Consider the following 22,677-nt stretch of genomic DNA (forward strand, 5'->3'; position numbering starts at 1 on the left):
GAGCACGGGCTGGAGCACGGGCTGGAGCACGGGCTGGAGCACGGGCTGGAGCACGGGCCGACGCACGGGCTGGAGCACGGGCCGACGCACGGGCTGGAGCGCGGGTCGACGCGCAGCCCCCGCGCCGCCCCCGCCCCGCTACACTGCCCACCCGTGAACATCCCCGCCCTGCTGTTCCCGGACCTCGCGCTGATCCTCATCGGCTGGCTGCTCTACCGCCATGCCGGGCTGGGGGCGCAGTTCTGGGCCGGAGCCGAGCGGCTGGTCTACTACGTGCTGTTTCCGGCGCTGCTGTTCGGGGCCATCGTGCGCAACCCGCTGTCGGCGGGCGAGTCGCTGCCGATGATCGCGGCGGCGCTGGGCGCCTTCGGAGTCGGGGTGCTGCTGGGCTTCGCTGCCCGGCCGGCGCTGCGCCCGGTCGAAACCCTGTTCGCCTCCGGCGTGCAGTGCGCGTTCCGCTTCAACACCTACATCACTCTGGCGCTTGCGCTGAGGATCGGCGGCAGCGAAGGCCTGTCGCTGTGCGCGCTGATCGTCGGCTTCGTGGTGCCGCTGGCCAACCTGGCGGCGGTCTACGCGCTGGCCCGGCACTCGGGCGCCGGCGTGCTCGCCGAACTGGCGCGCAACCCGCTGGTGCTCGCCACCCTGGCCGGCGTGGCGACCAAGGCCGCCGGGCTGCAGATGCCGGAGCCGATGGACGCGACCCTGCAGCGGCTCGGACAGGCCGCGCTCACGCTGGGGCTGCTGTGTGTCGGCGCCGGACTGCGGCTGGAGCGCCCGGCCGCCGACGCCCCCGGTGCCGACCCGGCGCGCCGGCGCAGCGCGCTCCAGCTCACCGCCTGGTTCACCGCGACCAAGCTGGTGGCGATGCCACTGACGGCGCTGCTGATCGCCCGCGCGCTGCAGCTACCGCCGCTGCACGCCACGATCGCCGTGATGTTCGCTGCCATGCCCACCGCGCCCGCTTCCTACGTCCTGGCCACCCGGATGGGAGGTGACGGCCCCTTCGTCGCCTGGCTGATCACGGTGTCGCTGCTGGCCTCGCTGGCGGGCATTCCTTTCTGGATCGCGCTCGCCTGAGCCGACGCCGGAGGTCCGTACAATCGGGCATCCATGAAGCTCACAATCCTGCTCCTCCTGCCCTTCGCCGGCAGCGTGCTTGCCGCGCTGCTGCCGGCGAACGCGCGCAACCGCGAAGCCTGGCTGGCCGGGCTGGTCGCGCTCGCAGGAACCGTCCTGACGGCCTCGCTCTACCCGGACATCGCGCTCGGCAACACGGTCCGCCACGAGATCGCCTGGCTGCCGGGGCTTGGCCTGAACTTCGTGCTGCGCGTCGACGGCTTCGCCTGGCTGTTCGCGATGCTGATCCTGGTGATCGGCCTGCTGGTGGTGGTCTACGCGCGCTACTACATGTCGCCGTCGGACCCGGTCCCGCGCTTCTTCGCCTTCTTCCTCGCGTTCATGGGCTCGATGCTGGGCATCGTCCTCTCCGGCAACCTGGTGCAGATGGTCCTGTTCTGGGAGATGACCAGCCTCGCGTCCTTCATGCTGATCGGCTACTGGCACCACCGGCCGGACGCGCGGCGAGGGGCGCGAATGGCGCTGACGGTCACGGTGGCGGGCGGGCTGTGCCTGCTGGCGGGCATCCTGATGCTGGGCCGGGTGGTCGGCAGCTACGACCTGGATCGGGTGCTCGCCGCGGGCGACCTGGTCCGCGGGCACGACTGGTACCTGCCGATCCTGGTGCTGGTCGCGCTGGGGGCGCTGACCAAGAGCGCGCAGTTCCCCTTCCATTTCTGGCTGCCCCGCGCGATGGCTGCGCCCACCCCGGTCTCGGCCTACCTCCACTCGGCGACCATGGTCAAGGCCGGGGTCTTCCTGCTCACGCGCTTCTGGCCGGTGCTCGCCGGCACGCCGGAGTGGTCCTGGATCATCGGCGGCGCGGGGCTGTGCACGCTGCTGATCGGCGCCTTCGTGGCGATCTTCCAGCAGGACCTCAAGGGGCTGCTCGCCTACTCGACACTCAGCCACCTCGGGCTGATCATGCTGCTGCTGGGCATCGGCACCCCGCTGGCCGCGGTGGCGGCGATCTTCCACACCATGAACCATGCGACCTTCAAGGCCTCGCTGTTCATGGCGGCAGGCATCATCGACCACGAGACCGGCACGCGCGACATTCGCCGCCTCAGCGGACTTTGGCGGCCGATGCCGCGCACTGCTGCGCTGGCCATCATCGCGGCTGCGGCGATGGCCGGGGTGCCGCTGCTCAACGGCTTCCTCTCCAAGGAGATGTTCTTCGCCGAGGCGGTGCTGGCCGGCTCCGAGAACGACTACCGGATGGCGGTGGCGGCGACGGTCGCCGGCCTGTTCAGCGTGACCTACTCGCTGCGCTTCATCCATGACGTGTTCTTCGGGCCGAAGGCGACCGACCTGCCCCGCGAGCCGCATGAGCCGCCGGGCTGGATGCGCTTCCCGGTCGAGCTGCTGGTGCTGGCCTGCCTCGTGGTGGGCATGGTGCCGGAGTACACCGTCGGCCCCGCGCTGAAGTTCGCCGCCGCTTCGGTGCTGGGCGCCGACATGCCGGCCTACAGCCTGTCCGGCTGGCATGGGCTGAACCTGCCGCTGGTGATGAGCCTGACTGCCCTCGCCGGGGGCACGCTGCTCTATCTGCTGCTGCAGCGGCACCTGAAGCTGCACACCGTGGAGCGCACTCCCCTGGTCCACCGCTTCGACGGTCAGCGCGTGTTCGACCGCATCCTGGTCGGCATCAACGCCACCGCCGTGCGGCTCGAGCATCTGCTCGGAACCCGCCGGCTGCAGGTGCAGCTGGAGCTGGTGATTCTCGCGGTGCTCGCCGCGGCCCTCGTGCCGGCGGTGTCGGAAGGCTTTTCCTGGCTGCGGGCGGCGCCCACGCCAGTGGACCCCGTGCTGTCGGCGCTGTGGGCGGTGGGCATCGCCTCGGCGATCGGCGCCGCCTGGCAGGCCAAGTACCACCGGCTCGCCGCGCTGGCGATGATGGGGGTGTCCGGGCTGGTCACCTGCGTGACCTTCGTCTGGTATTCGGCCCCCGACCTCGCGCTTACCCAGCTGATGGTGGAGACCGTGACGATGGTGCTGCTGCTGCTCGGCCTGCGCTGGCTGCCCCCGCGCCGCGAGCCGGCCGAGATGGGCACGACCGCGAAGTTCTCGGCCCGCGTGCGGCGCGCCCGCGACCTTGCGGTGGCCATCGCCGCGGGCGGGGCGATCGCCGCGCTGGCCTACGCGGCGCTGACCCGTCCGCGCGGACCCGGAATGGCCTCCTTCTTCATCGAGCGGGCGCTGCCAGAGGGCGGCGGCGCGAACGTGGTCAACGTGCTGCTGGTGGACTTCCGCAGCCTCGACACGCTGGGCGAGATCACCGTGCTGGGCATCGTCGCACTGACGGTCTATGCGCTGCTGCGCCGCTTCCGTCCCGCGCCCGAGAGCGTCCGGGTGCCGGCGCAGCGCGCCGAACAGCCGGCGCGCGGCGCCGAGGCGGCGCGCCCCGGGGCCGACGCAGAGACGGGCTACCTGATGGTGCCGGCGCTCTACATGCGGCTGCTGTTCCCCATCCTGGTGGTGGTCGCGGTGTTCTTCTTCGTGCGCGGACACAACCTGCCCGGCGGCGGCTTCGTGGCGGGACTGATCCTGGCCGCTGCCGTCATCCTCCAGTACATGGCCGGGGGCACGGCCTGGACCGAGGACCGCCTCAGGATGCGCCCGCACAGGTGGATCGGCGTTGGCCTGCTGACCGCCCTTGCCACCGGGCTGGGCGCCTGGGTCTTCGGCTATCCGCTGCTCACCAGCCACTCGCCGCACCCGCAGCTGCCCTGGCTGGGCGAGGTGCCGATGCCCAGCGCCTTCGCTTTCGACCTGGGCGTCTTCGCGCTCGTCGTCGGCTCCACGGTGCTGGTGCTGGTCTCGCTGGCGCACCAGTCGGTGCGCAGCCATCGCGTGGCGCAGGAGGCCGGGCCACCGCCCGACGCGGCGCCGCCGGACGCGGAACCCGCCTGATGGAAGTCGTCTTCGCACTCGCCATCGGCGCGATGGTCGGCTCCGGCGTGTGGCTGGTGCTGCGTCCCCGGACCTTCCAGGTGATCATGGGGCTGTCGCTGATCTCCTACGGCGTCAACCTGTTCATCTTCGGCATGGGCCGCCTGGTGGTCGGGCGCCCCCCGGTGGTGGATGCTGCCAGTGCGGCCGACCCGGCGAGCCTGGCCGACCCGGTCCCGCAGGCGCTGGTGCTCACCGCCATCGTGATCGGCTTCGCGATGACGGCGCTGTTCCTGGTCGTGCTGCTGGCCTCACGGGGGCTCACCGGCACCGACCACGTCGATGGCAGGGAGCCGCCCGAATGATGCGCTGGCTCGACCACCTCATCGTGGTGCCGATCGTGCTGCCGCTGCTGGCCGGCGCGACGATGGTGCTGCTCAGCGAACACCGGCGGCGCACGAAGTTCGCGCTGAGCCTGGGCTCCGCGCTCGGGCTGCTGGCCGTGTCGATCGCCCTGCTGCGCCTGGCCGACGGCCGCGGTGCCGACATGGCCGGCGCCACCTGGATCGGCGGGACTGGCGTCTACCTGGCGTCGAACTGGCCGGCGCCCTTCGGGATCGCGCTCGCGGTCGACCGGCTCACCGCGATGATGCTGCTGCTCACCTCGATCCTGGGCCTGGCCTCGCTGCTGTTCGCGCATGCCCGCTGGGACCGGGCCGGCGTCCATTTCCATCCGCTCTTCCAGTTCCTGCTGATGGGGCTCAACGGCGCCTTCCTGACTGCCGACCTCTTCAACCTGTTCGTCTTCTTCGAGGTGATGCTGGCCGCCTCCTACGGCCTCGTCCTGCACGGCTCTGGAGTGGCACGAGTGCGCGCCGGCCTGCACTACATTGCGGTGAACCTGGTGGCATCCTCGCTGTTCCTGGTCGGCGTCTCGATGATCTACGCGATCGTCGGCACGCTGAACATGGCCGAGCTGGCGGAGCTGCTCCCCGGCATCCCGCCGGAGGACCGGGCGCTGCTCGAGGCCGGAATGGCCATCCTCGGCGTGGCCTTCCTGATCAAGAGCGCGATGTGGCCGCTCAATTTCTGGCTGCGGCCCGCCTACGGCGCCGCCAGCGCGCCGGTGGCCGCGGTGTTCTCGGTGATGACCAAGGTCGGGGTCTACGTGATCCTTCGCCTCTGGCTGCTCCTGTTCGCCGAAGGGGCGGGCGACTCCACCGGCTTCGGCCGCGAGTGGCTGCTGGCGGGCGGGATGGCGACGCTGGCCGTGGGCACCATCGGCATGCTCGCCTCGCAGGACCTGCGGCGGCTGGCGAGCTACAGCGTGATCGTCTCCTCGGGCACCCTGCTGGCGGCGATCGGCTTCGGCAGCGCCGGCATGGTGGCCGGCGCGCTCTACTACCTGTTCAGCGCGTCGCTCGCCACCGCCGCGCTGTTCCTGCTCAACGAACTGATCGAACGCGGCCGCAGCTTCGGCGCAAGCGTGCTCGCGACCACGCTGGAGGCTTTCGAGGCCCAGGGCAGACTGCATGCCGACCATGACGCGCTGCCGCCCGAGGCCGAGGAGACCGGCGTCGTGATTCCCGCCGCCATGGCCTTCCTCGGGCTCAGCTTCGTCTGCTGCGCGCTGCTGATCACCGGCCTGCCGCCGCTGTCGGGCTTCGTCGCGAAGTTTGCGATGCTGTCCGCAGTGCTTGCGCCTGCGGGAATCGAATCCACCGCGCAGCCTTCGGTGGATGGGGCGGGCTGGACCATGGTGACGCTGCTGATCGTCTCTGGCCTGGCCGGCGCGATCGCGCTGGCCCGCATCGGGATCCGCACCTTCTGGGTGCCGCCGGTCCGCCAGCCGCCCCGCCTGCGCCTGATCGAGGCGCTGCCCGTGGGGCTGCTGCTCGTGCTGACCATCACGATGACGATCGAGTCGGGCAAGGTCATGCGCTACCTGGACGCCACTGCGGCAGGCCTGCAGGAGTGGACCGGCTACACGCGCTCGGTGATGACCGCGGCGCCGGTGCCTGGCCCCGGCCTGCTGAAGGGGGACACGCCATGAGGCGCGTGCCGCCCTCGCCGCTGCTCTCGCTGTTCCTTTTCTGTCTGTGGCTGATGCTCAACCAGAGCCTCGCGCCCGGGCATCTGCTGCTGGCCGCGGCGCTCGCGCTGGGCGTGCCCGCGCTGACCGCCGGCACCCGCCCGCTGCGGCCGCGCATCCGCAGGCCCTGGCTGCTGCTGCGGCTGGCCGCGGTGGTGCTCGTCGACGTGATCGCCTCCTGCGTGCGCGTGTCAGCGATCATCCTCGGCGGCGCCGAGCGCCGGCAGCACTCGGGCTTCATGGACATCCCGCTCGATCTTCAGGACCCGCACGGCCTCGCGGTGCTCGCCGCGATCGTCAACTCGACGCCCGGCACGGTCTGGGCCGAGCTCAGCGAGGACCGCAGCCTGCTGACCCTCCACGTGCTCGACCTGCGCGACGAGCAGGCCTGGATCGACACGATCAAGACGCGCTACGAGAAACCGCTGATGGCGATCTTCCAATGACCATTCTGCTGCTCGCTGCCATGGGCTTCGCGATGGCCTGCCTGGGCCTGGCGATGCTCTTCGCCTCGATCCGGATGTTCCGCGGCCCCACCGCGCAGGATCGCGTGATGGCAATGGACACGCTGTACGTGAGCGCGATGATGATGATGCTGGTGCTGGGCATGCGCTACGGCAGCCAGATCTATTTCGAGATGTCGCTGCTGATCGCGCTGGTCGGCTTCGTGGGCTCGGTTGCCATGGCCAAGTTCCTGCTGCGCGGCGAGGTGATCGAGTGAGTCCGCTGGAGTCGGTGCCCCTCTGGGCGGCGCTGCCGGTCGCGCTGCTACTGGTGCTCGGGGGCCTGCTCGCGGTGACTGGTGCGCTGGGCCTGCTGCGCCTGTCGAACTTCTACCAGCGGATCCACGGCCCGGCGCTGCTCAACTCGCTGGGCGCCGGCTGCGTGCTGATCGCCTCGATGCTCTACTTCAGCGCGCTGCAGTCGCGCCCGGTGATCCACGAGCTGCTGATCTCGGTCTTCATGGTGCTGACCGCCCCGGTCACCGCGATCCTGCTGATGCGGGCGGCGATCTTCCGCGACCGCCGCGCCGGGCGCAACGACGTCCCGCCCGCCACCCACCGGCACGGCGAGCCGCTGGGCAGGACGGGGGAACGCGAGGAGTGACTCAGAACCGGTAGGCCACTTCGCCGTAGACGGTGCGCCCCGGCTGCTTCGAGAAGACGAAGTAGTCGCGGTCGCCGATGTTGTCGACCGCCAGGCTCAGGCCCAGCTTGCGGTTCAGGCGGTAGCCGAGCTTGGCCGACCATATCCCGTGGGCGTCGTAGGCGCCGTATACGCCCTGCGAGGTGTTCACGTTCAGGTCGTCGCTGGAGGCGAACACCCGGCTCACGTAGCGGTAGGCCAGCAGGCCGGTCCAGGCCCCGCCGTCGTACTCCACTCCCGCGGCCCACATCGTCTGCGGAACGTCGGTGAGGTTCCTGCCCACGCTTTCCGGAACGGCATTGTTTCGGCTGATCTCGTAGCGAAACTGATGGGTCAGGCTGCCGAAGGCGGCAAGCCCCTTGACGGGCGTCGCCCAGCGCAAGCTGGCCTCGATTCCGTCGACGTCGGCCTCGCCGGCGTTCTCGGTCCTCGAGAGGGTCGGCGTGATGGTGCGCCGGTAGATCAGGTCCGACAGGCGCTGGCGATAGACGGTCACCGAGGCCGTGCCGCGGCCGGCCAGCACCAGGTCCGCGCCGAACTCGAGCGACTGGATGCGCTCTGGCTCGAGATCCGGCGACGCCTCCACCACTCGGATCACGCCTGCGGTGGCGGTGGCGAAGGTGCTGCGTGAATAGAGATCGAAGAGCGCCGGCGGCCGGAAGCCCTCCCCGTACGAGCCGCGCAGCGACAGCGAAGGCGTGGCCTGCCAGACCAGCGCCAGCTTCGGACTGAACTCGCTGAAGCTGCGCGAGTCGATGCCCTGCTCGAAAGCGGGCGACGCGGTCTGGATCACCTGGCCCTGCGTCTCGAAGCGGTCGTAGCGCCCGCCGAGGTAGGCGGTGAACGCGTTGCCCAGGAAGTGCTCGCTCTGGAAGAACACCGCGGCGTTGTTCGAGGTGCCGCGCCCGGCGGTGCGCAGTGCGCCGCGGTCATCGGGGTCGCGCCAGTTCGCGAGCGCGAAGGTGCGCCTGTCCAGCGAGCTGCGGTTGAACGCCACCCCGGTGGTCAGCACCCATCGATCGGACATCGGTGTGCGCAGCGACAGGTCGAAGTCGGTGCGGCTGTTGGGCTGGGTGGTCAGCTCGCCCGGCCCGGCGTCGTAGGTGGCGGCGCTGCGCGGCGTGGCCATCACGAAATCGAAGTCGTGACGCTGGGTGCCGAGGTTCGCGCGCAGCTCGGAGCCGCCTTCGAAGCGATGCTCGCCGCGCAGGAACATCCTGAAGTCCTGCTCGCCGGACGGCGACACGGTCAGGTAGTCGGTCTCGGCGAGCGCAAACCGTTGCCCCGGCGCCCCCGCGGGCGAAACCGTTCCGGCGAAGACCGCATTGCCGGCGGCGTCGCGCAGGAAGCTCACCGGACGCATACGGCCGATCGAATACTCGTTCCAGCTGACACCGGCCACCAGCCTGGTGCGCTGGGTCGGGGAATGGTGGAAGGCCAGGCTGCCGCCCTGCTGCACCCAGGGGCGTGCGCCCTTAGTCCCCGCCCACCAGGCTGCGGCGCCATCGGTGGTCTCGGTGGGGCTGCCGCCGGTCACCGGGGCGCTGGCACCGGGGCCGAGTGCCTTCACGACGTGGTCGCTGTCCGCGTAGCCGGTGCTCTCCCGGTAGCCCAGCGAAAAGGTCACGCCGAGCCCTCCCTCGTAGCGCTTGCGGTGCACCAGCGAGGCGCCCCGCTGGCGCATGCTGCCCGCCCCCAGCCGCAGCTCGGTCAGCGGATCGTCCGGGCCCGCAGTGATGAAGTTGATCACGCCGCCCATGGCGTTGCCGCCGTACGACGCCGAGTAGGGACCCCGCACCACCTCGACGCGCTCGACGCCCTCGAGCGAGATGCCGGCCACGTCGACGCCGCCGGTCAGTGCGTTGTTGATCGGCTGGCCGTCGATCATCACCAGGGTGCGCGGGCTGCGCGGCACGCCCCGCAGCGACAGCACCGCCTGTCCGCTGCCCGGCACCTGCCCGCCCAGCGCCGGCCCGCGCACGTACAGGCCGGGCACCTCCACCAGGGCGTCGCCGAAACGCGACACATTGCGCTTCTCCAGTTGCTCGCTGCGCACCGCGGTGACGCTCGCCGGCACGCCCAGTTCCTCGGCCGCGCTGCGGGTGGCGGTCACGACCACGGCCTTCAGCGATGCGGGCGCGCCCTCGGCCCGGTCCTGCGGACCGGCGGCCGCGCCCTGCGCCACCTGGACGGCCTCGCCCGACGCCTGCGCGCGGGCATCGACGGCGACCGCCCCGAGCGCAGCCGCCAGCGCGAGCGCAAGCGGCGCGGGCCGAAGCGCGATCCGCCCGGGAAGGGCCGCTGCGACCTGGCGCTTCGCGGTGACGGGTGGGTCGAAGGGGCGCGCGGCCGAGCGCGCGCGGTCGAGGGAAGTCAAGGCGATTCTCCTGGTGCGGCGCCGCACTCCGGGGGCGGCGTCCTTGTTTGTGTATCCGAGGCGCCACTCTAGAATCGTGTGGCGTCGCAGCAATTGATCCGAATCAATGAGGCTGTCACCGCACAGCAGCGATCATGCCCCCATTCGCAGAATAGTCTTGATGACCCAACAAGAGGGAGAGCAGCAATGAGAAGGATCGCACGCGTCACACCGGTGGCCTGGATGGTCGCCGCAGCGTTCGCCGGCCTTGCCGGCACCGCAGTCGCGCAGGAGAAGAAGGGCGTCACCGAGGCCGAGATCCGCTACCAGGCGGGCGCTTCGCCGATGGCCGGCCAGGACATGCACCAGAACGTCAACCCTGCCGCGCCGCAGATGACGAAGGCCGAATTCGACAAGGCGCGCCAGATCTACTTCGAGCGCTGCGCCGGCTGCCACGGTGTGCTGCGCAAGGGTGCGACCGGCAAGCCGCTGACCTCCGACATCACGCTGCCCCGCGGCACCGAATACCTGAAGACCTTCATCAAGTACGGCTCGCCCGCGGGCATGCCGAACTGGGGCACCTCGGGCGACCTGACCGACGCCGAGGTCGACCTGATGGCCCGCTACGTGCAGCAGGAGCCGCCAACGCCGCCCGAGTTCGGCATGGAGGACATGAAGAAGACCTGGAAGGTCCTCATCGCGCCGGAGAAGCGTCCGACGAAGAAGATGAACGACTGGGACATCAGCAACATCTTCTCGGTGACGCTGCGCGACACCGGCGAGATCGCGCTGATCGACGGCGCCTCCAAGCAGATCATCAACATCGTCAAGACGGGCTATGCGGTGCACATCTCGCGCACCTCGGGTTCGGGCCGCTACCTGTACGTGATCGGCCGTGACGCCAAGATCAACCTGATCGACCTGTGGATGGAGAAGCCGGACAACGTCGCCGAGATCCGCGTCGGCCTCGAGGCGCGCTCGGTCGAGACGTCCAAGGACAAGAAGTTCAAGGACCAGCTCGCGATCGCCGGCAGCTACTGGCCGCCGCAGTACACGATCATGAAGGGCGACACGCTCGAGCCGATGAAGATCGTCGCCACCCGCGGCATGGTCGTCGGCACGCAGGAGTACCACCCGGAGCCGCGCGTCGCCTCCATCGTGGGTTCGCATGACAAGCCGCAGTTCATCGTCAACGTGAAGGAAACCGGCAAGATCCTGCTGGTGGACTATAGCGACCTGAAGAACCTGAAGACGACCGAGATCGAGGCGGCGCGCTTCCTGCACGACGGCGGCTGGGACGCCTCCAAGCGCTACTTCATGGTGGCGGCCAACGAGTCGAACAAGATCGCAGTGGTCGACAGCAAGGAAGACAAGCTGGCGGCGCTGGTCGACGTCGGCCGCATCCCGCACCCGGGTCGCGGCGCGAACTTCAAGGACCCGAAGTCCGGTCCCGTCTGGGCGACCGGCCACCTGGGCGACGACACCATCTCGCTGATCGGCACCGACCCGAAGGGCAACCCGAAGAGCGCGTGGAAGGTGGTGCGCACGCTGAAGGGCCAGGGCGGCGGCAACCTGTTCATCAAGACCCACCCGAAATCCAGCAACCTCTGGGTCGACACGCCGCTGAACCCGGATCCGAAGATCCACCAGTCGGTCGCGGTGTTCGACATCAAGAACCTGGACAAGCCCTTTGAAGTGCTGCCGATCGGCGAATGGGCCGGCGTCGGCGAGGGTGCCAAGCGCATCACGCAGCCCGAGTACAACAAGGCGGGCGACGAGGTGTGGTTCTCGGTGTGGAGCGCGAAGAACCAGCAGTCGGCGATCGTGGTCGTGGATGACAAGACCCGCAAACTCAAGGCGGTGATCAAGGATTCGCGTATCGTGACCCCGACCGGCAAGTTCAACGTGCACAATACGCAGCACGACGTCTACTGATCCGGCGTCCGCAACAAGGGAGATTCCATGAAACGCAACATCGTTGCCAAGCTGGCCTTCGCCGCCGTCGCAGTCGGCATCGCGGCCCCGGCATTCGCCAGCGCCGACCTGGCCAAGAAGTACAACTGCACGGCCTGCCACGCAGCCGACAAGAAGATGGTCGGTCCGGCGTACAAGGACGTCGCAGCCAAGTACAAGGGCCAGGCGGATGCCGTCGCCAAGCTGTCCGACAAGGTGAAGAAGGGCGGCTCCGGCGTCTGGGGCCCCGTCCCCATGCCGCCGAACGCTGCGGTGCCCGACGCGGACATCAAGGTTCTCGTCGAGTGGGTGCTGGCGACCAAGTGACGCCAGCCGGACCCCGGTCCGTGAAAGGGGCGGCCCCAAGGGGCCGCCCTTTTTTTCGCGCAGCGCGCGCCAGCCTCCTCGCCGCCGCCGCGGCGACCGCTTTCGCACTGGCCCAGTCGGCCGCTGCCGCCGGCTCGTTGATCCCCAGCGGTGCCGCGGGGCAGTCCCGCGTCGAGCTTCTGGAATGCGCCAGCGGCCAGTCCGCAGGGCAGACGACGCTCGACGCCCCGCTCGCCGCCCCCGCCGTCCTTGCTGCGGACGGCTCGGCCCTCTACGCGGCGACCCGCTCCGGCGAGCTGCTGCGGCTCGTCGTACCCACGCTGGAGACCTCGGCGCGCGTCACCCTCGCCTACCGACCGGCTGCGCTGGCGGCGGGCAGCGGTCCGGACGCGATCCTGCTGGCAGGCGGACGCGGCGATGAACCGCTCTCCGCACACGATCCGGTCACGCTCAACGAGCTGGCGCGGTACAGGCAGCGCGACGGCAAGGCCGCCACCGTGAGCGCCCTGATGGACAACCCCGGGCGCAGCGCGCTGGTGGTCGGGTTCGACGACCTGCCCGAGACCTGGGAGATCGTCTACGACCGCGCGGCGCCCCCGGTGCTGCTGGGCTTCGTGCACGACTACCGGAACAAGGAGGCGGTACCGCTGCCGGGCCGGCTCACTGCGAGGCCCTTCATCGTGGCCTCGCCGACGCGGGCCTTCGCCCCTGGCCCCCTGCCCTGGGAGCTTGCACGGATCGACAGCCGGGGCGCGCTGGGCGTGATCAACCTGGAGGTGCGCCGAGAGATCGAGCGCCCTGCGCTTGCGCCTCCGGGCGGTCCCGAGCGCGTCGCCGCCTGGCGGCAGCCCGCGGGCGGCGCGGCGGATGGCCAAGGCCCGGCCGGCGCCCGCGGCTGGGTCGCCGCGGCCCCTGGCGCGAGCGCCCTGGTGCCGATGCGCGCGGTCGGCTGGCGGCCGCTGCCGCCGATCGAGCTTGGCGGTGAGGTGCTCGCACTGACGCCGGAGCCGTGGGGGCCGCGCGTACTGGCCGCCCATCGGGGCCAGGACGGGATCCTGGTTTCGACGGTCGATCCGTCAGATGGCGCGGTGACGCGACTCGCGACGCTGCCTGCCATGAGAGGCGAGCGCGCAATGGCCACGCTGCGCTTCGTCCCCGGCAAGGGCAGCGGCAGCGGCGCAGGCTGCGTCGCGCTGGTCGACGCCGACGGCCGCTGGCTTGGAAGTGTCAGCGAGCCCGAGCGCGGGCCCGGGGCCGCGCCGGCGCTCAGCCGCTGAAGAAACCCAGCGGCGACTTGGTCAGCGCCACCGACACGATGAAGCCGAAGATCCCGATCGCGACCAGCCCGGCGACGGCGCGCGACGCAAGCGTGTGGCCGCGCTTGATTGCGATCGACCCGACGACGATGTAGGCCAGCAGCGCGACGATCTTCACCACCAGCCAGGCGGGAAGCGCGCCGATCATCACGGCCATGCCGATGGCGGACAGCAGCAGCAAGGTATCGATGATGTGCGGCAGGATGCGTGCCGCACGCGAACCCAGTGCGCGGGAGCGGCCGAGCATCAGCAGATACCGCAGCACGAATCCCGCGATGCTGAGCGTCGCGGTGGTGACGTGGAGCTGCTTGAGGAATTCGTAGCTGGGCATGGAAAGGGATGCCGCACTGGCCACCGGCAGGCTGCCGGAATGGCTCAGGCGAGGTGGCTGCGGAGCAGTTCGGGATCCAGGATGCTGATCTCGGCGCCGCGCACGCCGATCGCCCCTTCGTGGCTGAGCTCGCCGAGGATGCGCGAGAAGTGTTCCGGGGTGAGGTTCAGCCTTGAAGCGATCACGCCCTTGTTCGCGTCCAGGGTGATGCGCACCGGACCATCATCCGGGGCCTTTGCGTACTCGTCGACGTCGCGCAACAGGTAGCCGATCACCCGCTGCATGCCAGAGCGCAGCGAGTAGGCCTCGACATCCTGGATGAGGCCGATCAGCCGCCGGCTCAGGCTGGCGAGCATCACCCGCGCGAGATGGGGGTCGGCCGCGATCTCCGCGTCGATCACTTCCTTGGAGATGTGCAGCAGCAGCGAATCCGCGAGCGCCTGCCCGTACACCACGTAGGAGCGGTCCGAGAACATCAGCGCCTCGCCGAACGACTGCCCGGGCCCCAGGATGTCGATGACCTTCTCGGATCCCTGCGGCGACACGAAGGCAAGCTTCACCTGCCCGTAGACCACTGCGTGGAAACCAACGCAGGGGTCGCCCCGCTGGAAGATCGTCTGCCCCTTGGAAGCCCGGACCTCGGCAGTGCCGGCAGCGATGCGGTCGATCTCCGGTGCGCTCAGCCCCTGGAACATCGGCAGATTGGAAAGGAAAGTCCTGGTCTTGATCGTGGGCGCCCGCATGTTCCTCCGGCCTGCGCGTAATAGATGCACCGAGGATGGGCATTGTAGGCTTGATCCATGTCATGTGCGGTGGCGAATCGGGCACGGACAATGGCTCTGGTCCAGGATTCAGCAACCGAGAGCACCCGATGATGGCCCGAAAGCGGCTAGACGTGGCCAGCGCACTGGCCAGCGTGCCGATGTTCCGGCAGCTCGCCCCCGAACAGCTTGCGGAGATCGCTCGCGGCACGCGGATCGTGCGCGGCGCGCGCGGCGATCTGCTCTTTCACAAGGGCGACCTGCCCACCGGATTCTGGCTGATCATGTTCGGCCAGGTGAAGCTCGCGTTGTCCACCGATCGCGGCGCCGAGAAAGTGCTCCAGCTGCTCGGGCCCGGCCAGTCCTTCGGCGAGGCGGTCATGCTGCTGGAACGCGCCTACCTGGTGCATGCCGAGTGCCTGGCCGACTCCCTTCTTCTGCACGTGCCCAAGCAGGCGGTGTTCGACGCGATCGACGCCGACCCGGGGTTTGCGCGGAAGATGCTCGCGGGACTGAGCTTCCGGCTGCACGAGCTGGTTTCCGACGTGGAGGCCTACAGCATGCGCTCGGCCGCCCAGCGCCTGGTCGGCTACCTGCTGAATCTCTCCGACGGACAGGCCGACAATGACGGAAAGATTTCGCTGCCCACCTCCAAGCACCTGGTCGCTTCGCGGCTGAACCTGACCCCCGAGACGCTGTCGCGAATCCTGCACACGCTGGCCGACGAGGAACTGATCCGCGTCGAGGGCCGCTCGGTGACCATCTGCGACGTGGAGCGGCTCAAGGCCTACTCCTGACTCCATCCGAATCCATACTCTGAAGGCCGCACCGATGCCCGAGATCGAAGTCGACGTCCGCTACCGAGATCCGCCCGAACCGATGGAGAAGGCGATCGACGCGCTCGACCTCCTCCAGCCGGGCGACACGCTGCGGCTGCTGATCCACCGCGAGCCGCACCCGCTCTACCAGATCCTGCGCGAGTCCGGCTTCGCGTACACGGTCGAGCAGCAGCCGGATTACACCTACGTGATCTCGATCCGGCAGCGCGCTCCGGCCGCCTGAGCCGGCTCGGCCGGCAGTCTTGCTTTCACGCGAACCTGGCGCGCCGGACCGTATTCACGCCCCCAGGGCGCGCCCGAGCGCCCAGGCCACGTGCTCGCGCACCAGCGGCGACGGATCGTCGGCGCGCGCACGCAGCGCCGCGACCACTTCAGGCCCCCCGCCCGCATTGCCCAGCGCCACCGCCAGGTTGCGAAGCCAGCGTTCATGGCCGATGCGGCGGATCGGCGACCCCGCCATCCGCTGGGCGAACTCCTCCGGGCTCCAGGCGAAGAGCTCGACCAGCCCGGCCGCATCGAGCCGGTGCCGCACCGCGAAATCGTCCAGCTGCGCGGGACGGGCCCAGCGGTTCCACGGGCAGGCCAGCTGGCAGTCGTCGCAGCCATAGATCCGGTTGCCCATCGGCGCGCGCAGCTCGACCGGGATCGCCCCCTCGAGCTCGATGGTCAGGTAGGAAATGCAGCGGCGTGCATCGACCCTGTAGGGCGCTACGATGGCGCCGGTGGGACAGGCCGTGAGGCAGCGCTCGCAACTGCCGCAGTGCGCGCTTGCCGGCGCATCCGCGGGCAGGATCAGGTCGGTGTAGAGGGTACCCAGGAAGAAGGTCGAGCCGCGCTGCCGGTCGAGCAGCAGCGTGTGCTTGCCGCGCCAGCCCAGCCCTGCGCGGCGCGCGAGCTCCACCTCCAGCACGGGCGCGGAATCGCAGAACACCCGATGCCCGAACGGGCCGATCTCGGCAGCGATGCGCTCGGCAAGCCGCTGCAGCCGCGAACGCAGCACCTTGTGATAGTCGCGGCCCAGCGCGTACCTCGAGACGTAGGCGCGCTCCCGCGCCTCGAGGGTCTCCCAGGCGCGCGCGACCCAGTCCGGATCCTGCGGCGCGTAGTCTACCGACACCATCACCGCGCTGACCGTGCCCGGCACCAGTTCGGACGGGCGGGCCCGGCGCATGCCGTGGCGGGCCATATAATCCATCTCGCCGTGACAGCCGGCATCGAGCCAGGCCTGCAGGCCGGGTTCCGCGTCCGACAGATCGACGTCGGCGACGCCCAGCGCAGCGAAGCCGAGCCCGGACGCCCACTGCCGCAGCCGATCCACCCAGGCCGCATCGAACCGCGCCTCGCGCGTCGTCATCGCCACACCTCCCGAAGCCCGCAACGCCCGCCATGCAGCCAACGGCTCCCGACCTCGAACTCCTGCTCGACGACGAAGTCGCCACGACCGCGCTCGCTGGCGCGATGGCCGGCTGCGTCGGACCGGGCTTCGTGCTGTACCTGTCCGGCGACCTGGGGGCGGGCAAGACCGCCCTCACCCGGGCGCTGCTGCGTGCGCTGGGTCACACCGGTCGCGTGAGAAGCCCCACCTTCACGCTGTCCGAATCTTATAATCTGCCGAACTTCGAGCTGTATCACTTTGATTTCTATCGGTTCTCGGCAAGCGATGAATGGCGTGACCTGGGCTTCGACGAACTGCTCGGCGGTGCCGGCGCAGCCGTCATCGAATGGCCGGAACTCGGCGGCCCGTCGCTGCCCGAGCCGGACGTCGGCCTGCGGCTCGACGCTCCGGAGCTTCCGGACATTCTGGGCGCTCGCGAGGCGCGGGACGATCACGGCGGTGCGCCGCGCATCGCCCGGCTGCGCGCAGGCAGCGAGCGGGGCCGTCGATGCCTGAGCGCGATCGCCCAGGCAGCTTCCGGGGGATCGCTCGCCGGCGTTTCGTTGCGCGCAGCCTCGCCGGCGCCGCCCTTGCGCTGAGGCTGCCGGCGGCGTCCGCTGCCGGAATCGTCGCGGTGCGGGTCTGGCCGGCGCGCGACTACACGCGCGTCACGCTCGAACTCGACGCGGCGCTCGCCCACACGCATTCAATGATCCCCGATCCCCCGCGCCTGGTGCTCGACCTGAACGGGCTCGCGCTGGATCCCACGCTGCGCGAACTGGTCGCGAAGGTGCGGGCGGACGATCCCTATATCGCACAGGTTCGCGTCGGACAATTCCGCCCCGACGTGGTTCGGCTGGTCTTCGACCTCAAGGGAGAGGTTTCACCCCGCATCTTCACGCTGCCGCCGATCGAGAACTACCGTCACCGGCTGGTGCTCGACCTGCACCCGAAAGTGCCGGTCGATCCGCTGAAGGGGCTGCTCGCCGATGGCGGCGCCAATGCGGACCCGATCGGCGCGCTGCTTCGGGAGCGCGCCGCGCCTTCCGGCACGCCCACTGCCCCCTCCGGGCCGCCTACTGCGCCTTCCAGCACGCCCACCGCGCACTCCGGTTCGACCACTGCGCCTTCCGGCACGGCCCCCGCACCCGAGGGGCCGCAGGCTTCGCCCGCGCCGCCGGTCGCCGTGCCCGCAGCGCCCGTTGCGCGCTCCGCGCCGGCGAAGCGGCCGGCTGGCGCGGCCGGGACCCCCAGGGCGCCGGCAGTCTCCCGCCTGGTGACGATCGCGATCGACCCCGGCCACGGCGGCGAGGATCCCGGCGCCATTGGCCGCGGCGGCACGCGCGAGAAGGACGTTGTGCTGGCGATCGCCAGGCGGCTGCGCGCGCGCATCGCCGCGGAGGCCGGCATGCGGGCTTACATGACCCGTGACGGCGATTTCTTCGTGCCGCTGGCCACCCGCGTGTCGAAGGCCCGGCAGGTTCAGGCGGACCTCTTCGTGTCGATCCACGCGGACGCCTTCGTCAACCCGCGCGCGCGCGGCGCCTCGGTCTACGTGCTCTCGGAGGACCGGGCCAGCAGCAGCAACGCGCGCTGGCTCGCCAACCGCGAGAACCGCGCCGACCTGATCGGGGGCGTCGACCTCGGGGGCCGCAACCGGGAGGTCGCAACGCTGCTGCTGGAACTCTCGACGACCGCGCAGATCCGCGACAGCAGCAACCTCGGGCGCATGGTGCTCGGCCAGCTGGGCACCGTCGGCGACCTGCACAAGCCGGTCATCGAGAAGGCGGGCTTCGCAGTGCTCAAGGCGCCGGACATCCCGTCGATCCTGGTCGAGACCGCCTTCATCAGCAACTTCGACGAGGAACGGCGCCTGGCCAGCCGCGCCTACCAGGACCAGATCGCCAACGCCATCTTCACCGGCATCCGGCACTACCTGATCAAGTACCCTCCGCCGGGGCGGGCGACGCGCGCCTAGGCGCTGATGCTCTGAAGCGCAGAGGGGCGGAGGGGCGGTCGGTGCCGCACCGCCGCCGCCCCGATGTGCCCCGATGTGCCCCGATGTGCCCCGATGTGCCCCGATGTGTCCCGACGCGCCCAGCACGCTCAGGCGGCGCGCCGCTCCCGCCGCGCGCGCAGCCAGTGCCGCACCACCTCGATGACCGCCGGCAGCCCCGGAATCACGATGAAGGCCAGTGTGACCCACTGGAAGTGCTCCTGGACCCAGGCGGTATTGCCCACCAGGTAGCCCAGCGTGGTCAGCGAGCAGACCCAGATCACCGCGCCCACCACGTTGTAGAGCGCGAACTTTGGGTAGCTCATCTGTGCGATGCCGGCCACGAAGGGGGCGAAGGTGCGCACGAAGGGCAGGAATCGGGCGACGATGATGGTGATTGCGCCGTGCCGCTCGTAGAAGGCGTGGGTGCGCTCGAAAGCGGCGCGATTGAAGAAGCGCGAGTTCTCCCAACCCCATACCCGCGGGCCGAAGTACCGGCCCACCGAGTAGTTGACCGCATCGCCGAGCACCGCGGCCACCGTGAGCAGCACCAGCAGCACCGGCAGGCTCATTCCGCCAACGCCCGCGATCGCGCCCGCCACGAACAGCAGCGAGTCGCCGGGGAGGAAGGGCATGACGACCAGCCCCGTCTCGACGAAGATGATCAGGAACAGCAGCGCATAGACCCAGGGGCCGTAGCTGGCCACGACCTCGGTGAGGTGCTTGTCCAGGTGCAGAAAGATATCGATGATCTGGGCGAAGTCCATGCGGCCCTTGCGGTCGAAAGTCGTCGGTGCGCCGGGGCCCGGGGGCCTTCGGCGCGGCCGATGATACCCGGTCGATATAATCGGCCGGCGGGTCTTCCGCACACCTGCCCACCTCCCGAAGCCTGCATGACTCCCTCGCCGACCGCCGGCGGCCCTGCCCCTAGACGGCCGATCCGCCCGCTCCCCGACACCCTGGTCAGCCAGATCGCAGCCGGCGAGGTCGTCGAACGCCCTGCCTCGGTGGTCAAGGAACTGCTCGAGAACGCGCTGGACGCCGGCGCCTCCCGGATCGAGCTGCGGATCGAGGAAGGCGGAATGCGCCGCATCTCGGTCAGCGACGACGGCGGCGGCATCCCGGCCGGCGAGCTCGCGCTCGCGCTGACCCGCCATGCAACCAGCAAGATCGGCTCGCTGGAGGAACTGGAGCGGGTGGGCACCCTGGGTTTCAGGGGCGAAGCTCTTGCGTCGATCGCGTCGGTGGCGCGGGTGCGGATCACCAGCCGCACCGCCGACGCTCCGCACGCCAGCGTCCGGGACAGCGCCGCAAGCGAGGCCGTGCCGGCGGCCGGCACGACCGGCACCACAGTAGAGGTCTTCGACCTCTATTCGGCCACGCCGGCGCGGCGCAAGTTCCTCAAGACCCCGGGCACCGAGGCAGCACATTGCATCGAGGCGCTGCGCCGCGTGGCGCTCGCCCATCCGGGCGTCGCCTTCTCGGCCTGGGTGGACGGCCGGCGGGTGGAGGACTTCGGCGCCGGCGCCTGGCAGGAACGCGCGCTCGGCGGTCTAGGCGAGGACTATGCGCGGGCTCATCGCGCGATCGACACCGGACCGCCAACCTTGGGGGTTTCCGGTCTGCTCGGACTGCCCACCGTGAGCCGCGCCCGCGCCGACCGGCAGTTCTTCTACGTCAACGGCAGGTTTGTGCGCGATCGAGTATTGATGCATGCAGTTCGCCAGGCGTATGCCGACGTTCTGCATGGCGACCGGCACGCGGCCTATGTGCTGTTCCTGCGGATCGACCCCGCGCTGGTGGACGTCAACGTCCATCCGGCGAAGATCGAGGTGCGTTTCCGCGATTCGCAGGCGGTGCACCGGGCGGTGTTCCACGCAGTGCGCGACGCGCTGCGGGCTTCCGCGGCCGAGCACCCCTCGCTGGCCCCTGGGCAGGAGGCCGGGGCCCACTTCGCCCGGCCGCTTCCGGTGCCGGAGCATTCGCAGCAGATGCAGCGAAGTCTCGCGATCGGTCAGCCTTCGTTGTCCTATCTGTCCGGATTCGACGGGTTTTCGGGCACTTCGACCGTATCGCACCCGGGCCGCGAGACGGCCGCCCCGGCACCCGGCGCAGTCGCCGCCTCGATGGCCTTCCTGGCGCCCGACCAGCTGCGGCCGCCGGCCCCGGAAGGCCTGCGCGCCGCCGGGGACGCCGCCGCAGCCCAATCTGCCGCCCAATCTGCCAACCCTGGAGCGGCGCCGCTCGGCTACGCGATCGGGCAGCTGCACGGCATCTACATCCTTGCTCAGAACGCCCAGGGGCTGGTGCTGGTCGACATGCATGCGGCACACGAGCGCGTGGTCTACGAGAAGCTCAAGGCGGCCTTCGACGCGCACTCGGTTCCGGTGCAGTCGCTGCTGGTTCCTGCCACCTTCCGTGCGGACCCACTTGACGTGCGCCTGGTCGAGGACGAACCCGAGGCCCTGGCGACGCTCGGGCTGGAGCTCTCGGTGCTCTCGCCCACCGCAATCGCGGTGCGCGGCGTGCCCGCGCTGCTCGCCACTGGCGACCCGGCGGCGCTGGCCCGCTCGGTGCTGGCGGGCCTGCGCGAGAGCGGCGTCGAGCATGCGCTGGCCAGCCACCGCGATGCGCTGCTGGCCACCATGGCCTGCCACTCCGCGGTGCGCGCCAACCGCCGGCTCACCACGGAGGAGATGAACGCGCTGCTGCGCGAGATGGAGCGCACCGCCGGCGCCGACCAGTGCAACCATGGCCGCCCCACCTGGGTGCAGGTCGGCCTGCAGGAACTGGACCGCTGGTTCCTGCGCGGCCGCTGAGCGCGCCGGACCGCCGAACGAACAGGGCCGACACCATGACCGACACCCGATGAACCGCGCCACGCCGCCGGCGCCCAGCACATCGGCCGCGATCGGCAGCGGCATCCTCTTCCTGCTGGCGGCCTTCCTCGGCCTGCAGCCGCTGTCGACCGATCTCTACCTGCCCTCGCTGCCGGCGATCGGCGAGCATTTCGGCGCGCCACCGATGGCGGTGCAGTCGACGCTGTCGGTGTTCATCGCCGCCTTCGCCGTCGGCCAGCTGGTGGTGGGCCCGATGTCGGATCGGTTCGGGCGCCGGCCGATGGTGCTGGGCGGGCTCGCGATCTACCTGGCGGCCTCGCTGGCCGGCGCGCTCTCGCCGTCGCTCTCGTGGCTGGTCGCAGCGCGCTTCTTCCAGGCGCTCGGCGTGTGCTGCACGGTGCTCTGCGGGCGGGCCATCGTGCGCGACCTCTACGAACCCGAGGCCGGGATGCGGGTGATGGCGCGCGCCCAGGGGTGGATGACCGTCTGCACGCTGCTCGGGCCGATCGCGGGCGGCGTGCTGCAGTCGCTGTTCGGGTGGCGCGCCGCCTTCTTCGCGCTGGTCGCGATCGGCGCCGTGGTCACCCTGGCCGCGGCCCGCTCGCTTGCCGAGAGCAACCGGCACCTCAACCCGCTGGCCACCCGCCCCGGCCCGCTGCTGTCCACCTATGCGCGCATCGCCCGCTCGCACGAATTCCGCGCCTTCGCCGTGCCGCTGACCGGCAGCTACGGCTGCCTGTTCGCCTTCATCTCCGGTTCGTCCTACGTGCTGATCGGGGTGCTGGGGATCTCCCCCGCGATGTACGGGGTGGCCTTCGGCTTCGTCACTCTGGGCTTCCTGGTCGGCACGCTGGTGGCGCGGCGGATCCAGCCCCGGATCGGGATCCGCGGCACCGCGATGGCCGGCGGCATCCTGCTCGCCGTCGGCGGCCTGGCGATGGCCGGGCTCGCCGCCGCGGGCATCCAGACCGTGGCAGCAGTGGTGGTGCCGGTGTTCTTCACGCTGATGGCGCATGGCATGGTCGGCCCCGCCTGCCAGGTCGGCGGCATCGCCGCGTTCCCGCGCAGCGCCGGCGCGGCCGCCGCGCTGCTCGGCTTCACGATGCACCTGGGCGCGGCGGCGATCGGCTGGTGGATCGGCGCCGGCCATGACGGCACCACGCTGCCGCTGGCGGCCAGCATCGGCGCCATCGGCCTGGTCACTGCGGTGCTTGCAGTGACAATGCTGCGCGGACCGGGACGGCCTGCGTCCGGCGCCGCCTAGCCGCGGTACGGCGCATGTTCGACAGCCTCGCCGGCCGCCCTCCTGTGACGCCAGTGACGTCCGTGACGTC

General features: G+C 70.4%; 21 protein-coding genes. 16 read left to right on the forward strand and 5 right to left on the reverse strand.

The window, feature by feature from the left end; genetic code table 11:
* The first annotated feature begins 153 nt into the window (after positions 1 to 153).
* The 7 genes from HNQ70_RS07135 to mnhG are packed head-to-tail and all read left to right on the forward strand — an operon-like array spanning position 154 to position 7,210.
* Positions 154 to 1,080: an AEC family transporter gene (locus HNQ70_RS07135; protein WP_183965791.1), complete on the forward strand. Its 927-nt coding sequence runs from the start codon at positions 154 to 156 to the stop codon at positions 1,078 to 1,080.
* Positions 1,081 to 1,113: 33 nt separating this feature from the next.
* Entirely contained in the window at positions 1,114 to 4,032 is a 2,919-nt protein-coding gene (locus HNQ70_RS07140) for a monovalent cation/H+ antiporter subunit A (RefSeq protein WP_183965792.1), read from the forward strand.
* Positions 4,032 to 4,376: a Na+/H+ antiporter subunit C gene (locus HNQ70_RS07145; RefSeq protein WP_183965794.1), complete on the forward strand. Its 345-nt coding sequence runs from the start codon at positions 4,032 to 4,034 to the stop codon at positions 4,374 to 4,376. Before HNQ70_RS07140 ends, HNQ70_RS07145 begins: the two co-directional genes overlap by 1 nt.
* Entirely contained in the window at positions 4,373 to 6,064 is a 1,692-nt protein-coding gene (locus HNQ70_RS07150; protein ID WP_221302709.1) for a monovalent cation/H+ antiporter subunit D, read from the forward strand. Before HNQ70_RS07145 ends, HNQ70_RS07150 begins: the two co-directional genes overlap by 4 nt.
* Positions 6,061 to 6,549, forward strand: a complete 489-nt coding sequence (locus HNQ70_RS07155; RefSeq protein WP_183965796.1) for a Na+/H+ antiporter subunit E — start codon at positions 6,061 to 6,063, stop codon at positions 6,547 to 6,549. The genes HNQ70_RS07150 and HNQ70_RS07155 overlap by 4 nt, the downstream gene beginning before the upstream one ends.
* Complete coding sequence (locus HNQ70_RS07160) at positions 6,546 to 6,824, forward strand: K+/H+ antiporter subunit F (protein ID WP_183965798.1); 279 nt, start codon at positions 6,546 to 6,548, stop codon at positions 6,822 to 6,824. Before HNQ70_RS07155 ends, HNQ70_RS07160 begins: the two co-directional genes overlap by 4 nt.
* Positions 6,821 to 7,210, forward strand: a complete 390-nt coding sequence (mnhG, locus tag HNQ70_RS07165; protein ID WP_183965800.1) for a monovalent cation/H(+) antiporter subunit G — start codon at positions 6,821 to 6,823, stop codon at positions 7,208 to 7,210. Before HNQ70_RS07160 ends, mnhG begins: the two co-directional genes overlap by 4 nt.
* A gap of 1 nt (position 7,211) precedes the next feature.
* On the opposite strand, the gene HNQ70_RS20375 is transcribed toward mnhG, so the two are convergent.
* Entirely contained in the window at positions 7,212 to 9,626 is a 2,415-nt protein-coding gene (locus tag HNQ70_RS20375) for a TonB-dependent receptor (protein WP_183965803.1), read from the reverse strand.
* Positions 9,627 to 9,812: 186 nt separating this feature from the next.
* Between HNQ70_RS20375 and HNQ70_RS07175 the strand changes: the two genes are divergently transcribed.
* The 3 genes from HNQ70_RS07175 (at position 9,813) to HNQ70_RS07185 (ending at position 13,162) form a co-directional block, all read left to right on the forward strand.
* Entirely contained in the window at positions 9,813 to 11,540 is a 1,728-nt protein-coding gene (locus HNQ70_RS07175; RefSeq protein WP_183965805.1) for a nitrite reductase, read from the forward strand.
* 27 nt (positions 11,541 to 11,567) lie between these two features.
* A complete protein-coding gene (locus tag HNQ70_RS07180) occupies positions 11,568 to 11,885 on the forward strand; it encodes a c-type cytochrome (RefSeq protein ID WP_183965806.1) in 318 nt (105 codons plus the stop codon).
* A gap of 137 nt (positions 11,886 to 12,022) precedes the next feature.
* Positions 12,023 to 13,162: a hypothetical protein gene (locus HNQ70_RS07185; protein ID WP_183965808.1), complete on the forward strand. Its 1,140-nt coding sequence runs from the start codon at positions 12,023 to 12,025 to the stop codon at positions 13,160 to 13,162.
* Here HNQ70_RS07185 and HNQ70_RS07190 read toward each other — a convergent pair.
* Together HNQ70_RS07190 and HNQ70_RS07195 are read right to left on the reverse strand one after the other, a co-directional pair.
* A complete protein-coding gene (locus tag HNQ70_RS07190) occupies positions 13,152 to 13,532 on the reverse strand; it encodes a SirB2 family protein (protein ID WP_183965810.1) in 381 nt (126 codons plus the stop codon). The two genes, HNQ70_RS07185 and HNQ70_RS07190, sit on opposite strands and share 11 nt — an antisense overlap.
* Positions 13,533 to 13,576: 44 nt before the next feature.
* A complete protein-coding gene (locus HNQ70_RS07195) occupies positions 13,577 to 14,275 on the reverse strand; it encodes a Crp/Fnr family transcriptional regulator (protein WP_183965812.1) in 699 nt (232 codons plus the stop codon).
* A gap of 128 nt (positions 14,276 to 14,403) precedes the next feature.
* Between HNQ70_RS07195 and HNQ70_RS07200 the strand changes: the two genes are divergently transcribed.
* Together HNQ70_RS07200 and HNQ70_RS07205 are read left to right on the forward strand one after the other, a co-directional pair.
* Positions 14,404 to 15,090: a Crp/Fnr family transcriptional regulator gene (locus HNQ70_RS07200; protein ID WP_246434831.1), complete on the forward strand. Its 687-nt coding sequence runs from the start codon at positions 14,404 to 14,406 to the stop codon at positions 15,088 to 15,090.
* 34 nt (positions 15,091 to 15,124) lie between these two features.
* Positions 15,125 to 15,355: a DUF2249 domain-containing protein gene (locus HNQ70_RS07205; protein ID WP_183965814.1), complete on the forward strand. Its 231-nt coding sequence runs from the start codon at positions 15,125 to 15,127 to the stop codon at positions 15,353 to 15,355.
* Between the two features lie 54 nt (positions 15,356 to 15,409).
* On the opposite strand, the gene queG is transcribed toward HNQ70_RS07205, so the two are convergent.
* Positions 15,410 to 16,486 (reverse strand): tRNA epoxyqueuosine(34) reductase QueG, encoded by a 1,077-nt coding sequence (queG, locus tag HNQ70_RS07210; protein WP_183965816.1) that lies wholly within the window; start codon positions 16,484 to 16,486, stop codon positions 15,410 to 15,412.
* A gap of 32 nt (positions 16,487 to 16,518) precedes the next feature.
* Here queG and tsaE point away from each other — a divergent pair, with 32 nt between their 5' ends.
* Positions 16,519 to 17,106 carry a tRNA (adenosine(37)-N6)-threonylcarbamoyltransferase complex ATPase subunit type 1 TsaE gene (tsaE, locus tag HNQ70_RS07215; RefSeq protein ID WP_183965823.1) on the forward strand — a complete coding sequence of 196 codons (588 nt, stop codon included), beginning with the start codon at positions 16,519 to 16,521 and terminating at the stop codon, positions 17,104 to 17,106.
* Positions 17,016 to 18,485, forward strand: coding sequence for an N-acetylmuramoyl-L-alanine amidase (locus tag HNQ70_RS07220; protein ID WP_183965825.1), 1,470 nt, complete (start codon positions 17,016 to 17,018; stop codon positions 18,483 to 18,485). The genes tsaE and HNQ70_RS07220 overlap by 91 nt, the downstream gene beginning before the upstream one ends.
* A 128-nt stretch (positions 18,486 to 18,613) precedes the next feature.
* On the opposite strand, the gene HNQ70_RS07225 is transcribed toward HNQ70_RS07220, so the two are convergent.
* A complete protein-coding gene (locus HNQ70_RS07225; protein ID WP_183965827.1) occupies positions 18,614 to 19,270 on the reverse strand; it encodes a DedA family protein in 657 nt (218 codons plus the stop codon).
* A gap of 126 nt (positions 19,271 to 19,396) precedes the next feature.
* Here HNQ70_RS07225 and mutL point away from each other — a divergent pair, with 126 nt between their 5' ends.
* Both mutL and HNQ70_RS07235 read left to right on the forward strand, forming a co-directional pair.
* Entirely contained in the window at positions 19,397 to 21,322 is a 1,926-nt protein-coding gene (mutL, locus tag HNQ70_RS07230; protein WP_183965829.1) for a DNA mismatch repair endonuclease MutL, read from the forward strand.
* A 49-nt stretch (positions 21,323 to 21,371) separates the two neighbouring features.
* Positions 21,372 to 22,607, forward strand: a complete 1,236-nt coding sequence (locus HNQ70_RS07235) for a multidrug effflux MFS transporter (RefSeq protein ID WP_183965831.1) — start codon at positions 21,372 to 21,374, stop codon at positions 22,605 to 22,607.
* Positions 22,608 to 22,677: the final 70 nt, after the last annotated feature.

Origin of the sequence: Quisquiliibacterium transsilvanicum (assembly GCF_014202215.1) — a bacterium.
Classification (GTDB): Bacteria; Pseudomonadota; Gammaproteobacteria; order Burkholderiales; family Burkholderiaceae_E; genus Quisquiliibacterium; species Quisquiliibacterium transsilvanicum.